This window comes from Acinetobacter sp. UBA3025, from assembly GCF_002367915.1.
Classification (GTDB): domain Bacteria; phylum Pseudomonadota; class Gammaproteobacteria; order Pseudomonadales; family Moraxellaceae; genus Acinetobacter.
In genome coordinates this window covers 1-5,222 of the sequence record NZ_DFDO01000241.1, presented here as the reverse complement: position 1 = coordinate 5,222, position 5,222 = coordinate 1, and the positions used below count along the sequence as shown (strand labels likewise).

Below are 5,222 nucleotides of genomic sequence, written 5' to 3'. Positions count from 1 at the left end.
CCTACAGCGCGTAAATTCTATGACCTAGAAAGCCTATGGCGCAATCCTGCAGATTCTGTAGCATAAATATCGAATATTCAAAAAAAGCGACCTATGTAGGTCGCTTTTTTTTATATCCTTTGATTTAAATCAAAAAGGAAATTCATGGATCAGCAACTTTAATAAATTCGCTTTTCGATTAGATTTAATCAGTCAGCCTATTTTTTAAACGTTTTGTTGCAATTTTATCCAGACCAATTTTCTAAAAATAAAACACCGTAGCTAATTTTATTTTGTAATTCTTCCCGATTCATCTTTTAATCTTTTATATAGGAGGGAAAATTTCTCTCTTATTTAAATAGAAAAATCCTCCTTTTAAAAGGAGGATTTAAGATGATCCAGCGAATGGAAAGTCTTAGTGACCTGTACCATTAATCGCTTTAGTCATATCTTCCACAACTTTCTTCGCATCACCGAAAATCATCATGGTCTTGTCGTTATAGAACAAGTCATTGTCCAGACCTGCATAACCGGTCGCCATAGAACGCTTGATGACCATGATGGTACGTGCCTTATGAGCTTCCAGAATTGGCATGCCATAGATTGGTGAGTTCGGATCGTCTTTTGCAGCCGGGTTTACGACATCGTTTGCACCAATGACCAGCACTACGTCAGTTGCCGGGAAGTCCGAGTTAATCTCATCCATTTCCAGAATGTCTTCATAAGGAACATCAGCTTCTGCAAGCAATACGTTCATATGACCTGGCATACGACCAGCTACCGGGTGAATCGCAAAACGTACAGTCACGCCCTGCTCTTTCAGCAAGTTTGCCAGTTCTTTGACTGCGTTTTGTGCACGGCCTTGCGCCATACCATAACCCGGTACAATGACAACGCTGTCTGCATTTGACATCAGGAAGCCAGCATCATCTGCAGAACCTGAACGGTAGTTACGTTGCACTTGTGCACCCGCAGCAGCTGTCGGCGCAGCTGCACCACCCATCGCACCACCAAACAATACATTGATGATTGAACGGTTCATCGCTTTACACATGATGTAAGACAGAATCGCACCTGAAGAACCAACCAGCGAACCCGCAACGATCAGCATGTTGTTTTCCAGTGTGAAACCAATCCCCGCTGCTGCCCAGCCTGAGAATGAGTTCAACAGCGAAACCACAACCGGCATATCACCGCCGCCAACTGGCGCAATCCATACCCAGCCAAATGCCAGCGCAAGACCAGTCATTGCCCAGAAAGATGTCATGCTACCTGTCAGGAAGAAGTGAATCCCTGCTGCCAGCATTGCAATAAAGATCAGAGCCTGAACCGGTTTTACCCAGCCACCTGAAATGGTTTTTGCCCATTTCTTTGCAGCCAGCTTACCGTATGCAAATACAGAAGCAGTAAAGGTAATCGCACCAACAAAACAGCCCACAAACAGTTCAAACAGGTGAACCTTGCTCATTTCATGGAAAGTCACACCATTTGCAGCTAACAGGTCCGGGCCCAATTCAACCAGCTTGTTGTTATGGATAATTGCCGCAACTGCAATCAGTACCGCAGCCAGACCCACCAGTGAGTGCATGAGTGCCACAGTTTCTGGCATCTGGGTCATTGGTACAGTACGTGCACGCGCAATTCCCACCACCGCACCGGCTGCCATTGCTGCAAGAATCATCCAGACTACTGGATTTTCAGCAACAAAGAATGTGGTCACTACAGCAATCGCCATGGCGATCATACCGTAGCGGTTACCTGCAATTGCAGTTTTAGGACCAGATAAACCACGTAGCGTTAAGATAAAAAGAACGGCGCCAATCAGGTAGAACCAATCCGCATACTCTCGAATAAATTCCATGGTTTAACCCTCTTTTTTCTTTTGCTTAGGTTTGAACATTTCTAGCATACGTGCAGTCACGGCAAAGCCACCGAAAATATTAATGCTCGCCAGAAATACTGCGATTGCCCCCAGTACACTCACCACGTTAATGGTCTGGAAATCCACGCTGCCTTCAACGCCCACCATTGGCAGGCCAACAGTTTGAATCATTGCGCCCACGATAATGATCGAAGACAAGGCATTGGTCACCGCCATCAATGGCGTATGTAGTGCTGGTGTTACCCCCCAAACCACGTAGTAACCCACGAAGATGGCCAGGACGAAAATCGTAATTGTTTCAACCATGAGTCTGCTCCTTAACCACGTTTTAACAGCACTTGGCCGCCGTGAGTGACAAGTAGGGCTTTTTGAATTTCATCTTCCTGATTCAGGACAAAGTTCTTGTCTGCATCAAAAAGTGTTTCAACAAAGTTATAGACGTTACGTGCATATAGCGCTGAAGCTTCAGTCGATACCGTTGATGGAATATTCGGAACACCCAGAATTTTCACACCGTTTTCAGTCACAACAGTTTCGCCGCACTTAGAACCTTCAACGTTACCGCCTGATTCCACTGCCATATCCAGAATCACTGAGCCTGGTTTCATCTTGGCTACAGTTTCAGCACGGATTAAGCGTGGTGCATCACGACCTGGTAACAAGGCAGTGGTAATCACGATATCGGCATTCGATACCGCTTTATCGACAATCGCTGCCTGATCCTTGATGTACTGTTCACCTGGCATCCAGCCATAACCGTTTTTAGCTGCTTCATCAGCACGTGCCTGCTCTTCAGGAGACATCGGTACGTCTAGCCATTTACCGCCCAAAGACTCAACCTGATCTTTGGCAGTCGGACGAAGGTCAGTTGCTTCTACGACTGCACCCAGGCGTTTCGCTGTTGCAATTGCTTGAAGGCCTGCTACCCCGACACCCATGATCACGACACGAGCCGGTTTTACCGTACCTGCCGCTGTCATCAGCATAGGGAACATGCGCTGATATTCAGCAGCAGCTAAAAGCACTGATTTATAACCTGCAAGGTTCGCTTGCGAAGACAATACGTCCATGTTTTGCGCACGTGATAGAGTACGTGGCAAAAGCTCAAGAGCAAATGCAGACACATTCTGTGCCGCGAACTGGTCAAGCTCGGTATTGCGGTATGGGTCAAACATCGCTACAACCGTGGTGTTGGCTGACAGCTTTTGAATTTCCTCACCCTTCGGTGCACGAACTTTCAAAACTATCTGGCTACCGGTGTAGGCATCATCCGTAATTTTGGCACCAACTTGCTCATAGGCACTGTCGATGTAAGCAGCTTTAACACCTGCTCCACGTTCGATCACCACACTATGACCAGCGCTGATCAATTTCTTTACTGTCTCAGGCGTCGCAGCGACGCGATTTTCACCGACGACAGTTTCGGCTGGAATTCCAATCTGCATGAGCGTCCCTCAAGCTAATTTTTTCTTAAGTAAACACCGTGATTTACGGTGCTTCCCCTCAGGATGTGTTTTTGTTGAATTTTTGGATTCTAATTAAACTTCTAGAAATTACTACCTATTATTTATTTAATAAATACCCATATTTTGAACTGACGATTCATAAAAATGATGCTGTCATATAGCATTTATTAGTTGAGCCTGATTATTTTGATTTGCTGAATTTATAAACGATATTCATTCTCTTGAACGATGACTGTTTTCTTGGTTATTTTTTATTAGATTACTTTTTGTTTTATTTTGTTACATTGATTATTCTGACAGATATTTCATTTTTTCTGCTCAGCAAATCTTTATTTCAAATGAACTGATAAAGCCTAAATTAAGGCACTTTTCTAGGGCAGTTTTCTGTTTTTGACCTTTTTGACAAATTTAATCTACTTTGGAATATTCATTTTTAAGATCAAAAAATACTGTTTTCCTATAACTTTTTCATTTTTCACTCATAAAAAATATGAATTGATGATGAAAAAATTGATTTGGGATTCACTTACTTGACTTATTCAGCTCAAGTCTTAAGACTTGCCTGAAATAGGTGAAAAAAATATTCTGCAACATTTATTATATTAATACTCAGTCCACTGTTAGATTTACGAACTCTTCATTTTGCACCAATTTTGGGCAATCACTGATTCAGATTGATCTCTGTCACTTGGTCTTAAATGAGATGACTTAATACAAAGCGCTTTCACGTACATTTTCTTAAGTGAAAAAGTTAAATTTCTAGCGAATTTTCATCTCTTATCAATCCAGAAAAGTACTTTTTTGTGGCATTTCTCTTCTATGAGTTCGAGCACTTTGCACTATTTTTCTACTTTTATCCTGATGGGTTTTCGCCTATAGTGCCTGCAACTTCTGCATCATCTTTGATGTTCTTTATAAAAATTCTCCCTGAGCTTAAGGTACTTGCCATGTCTCCTCCTCTCGATATCAGTCAAAATAAATCCCTGTTATGGCTGATGGCGATCGCATGTGGTTTATGTGCAGGTGCAAACTATTATTGCCAACCGCTTATCTCCTCAATTCAGCAATATTATCAGGTACCAGAATCCCAAGTGGCGCTGACCGTGACCTTTGCGCAGGTGTCTTATGCCTTGGGCCTGCTGTTTATTGTGCCTTTGGGAGACATGCTGAATAAGTCCAGACTCATTCCTTTCTTGATGTTTGGTGCCGCATTAGGCTTGCTGATCTGTGCCACAGCAGTCAACCTGCCGATGCTCTGGGTGGGGACTATTATTGCCGGGCTATTTTCTGTTGCTGCCCAGATTCTGATTCCTTTAGCTACGATGGCTGTCCGACCTGAAAAAACCGGAGAAGTGGTCGGTTTTCTCATGAGTGGCTTATTAGTCGGTATCTTATTGTCGACCAGTATTGCCGGACTGCTTTCAGACCTGTTTCACTGGAAAACCATTTATGCGCTCAGTAGTATGGCACTGCTGGTTTTGGGCTTTTACTTAAAAGGACAATTACCCAGCATGCCGCGTATGCGAATCAGCTATGCAGCAATTTTTAAATCCATGGGTATGCTACTGCGTGAGGAACCGCGACTGGGCTTACGCTCCCTGATTGGTGCATGTGCCTTTGCAGCCATGAGCATGCTGTTTTCAACCATTGCCCTGCTGCTGACCCAGAAACCTTTTCATCTTTCTGATGTGATGGTGGGCCTAGTAACCTTGGTTGGTGTTTTTGGTGCGCTATCGACTCAAGTTATTGGCAAATGGGCGGATCGTGGCTATATCAAGATCCTGACCTGGATTGGCTGTTCAATTCTGGCAGGAAGCTGGCTATTTTTATATTTTGGTGGCGTGTCCCTGCTCAGTTATATTCTGGGTTATGCCCTGATTAACTTAGAGATCGGA

4 protein-coding genes are annotated in these 5,222 nt (G+C 43.8%); 1 reads left to right on the top strand and 3 read right to left on the bottom strand.

The genetic code is table 11. The annotated features are described in order from the left end of the window. Nucleotides 1-394: 394 nt before the first annotated feature. Genes B4J23_RS10200 through B4J23_RS10190 form a run of 3 tightly spaced genes read right to left on the bottom strand, consistent with a single transcriptional unit; the run spans nt 395 to nt 3,306 of the window. The gene (locus tag B4J23_RS10200) at nt 395-1,840 is read right to left on the bottom strand and encodes an NAD(P)(+) transhydrogenase (Re/Si-specific) subunit beta (RefSeq protein ID WP_159123084.1); all 1,446 of its coding nucleotides are present in this window, start codon (nt 1,838-1,840) and stop codon (nt 395-397) included. Between the two features lie 3 nt (nt 1,841-1,843). Further along, the gene (locus B4J23_RS10195; RefSeq protein WP_004783638.1) at nt 1,844-2,167 is read right to left on the bottom strand and encodes a proton-translocating transhydrogenase family protein; all 324 of its coding nucleotides are present in this window, start codon (nt 2,165-2,167) and stop codon (nt 1,844-1,846) included. A gap of 11 nt (nt 2,168-2,178) precedes the next feature. Continuing rightward, nucleotides 2,179-3,306 (bottom strand): Re/Si-specific NAD(P)(+) transhydrogenase subunit alpha, encoded by a 1,128-nt coding sequence (locus tag B4J23_RS10190; RefSeq protein WP_034170850.1) that lies wholly within the window; start codon nt 3,304-3,306, stop codon nt 2,179-2,181. 968 nt (nt 3,307-4,274) lie between these two features. Here B4J23_RS10190 and B4J23_RS10185 point away from each other — a divergent pair. Continuing rightward, nucleotides 4,275-5,222, top strand: a 948-nt coding sequence (locus tag B4J23_RS10185; RefSeq protein ID WP_291360428.1) for an MFS transporter, incomplete at its 3' end; no start/stop codon positions are given.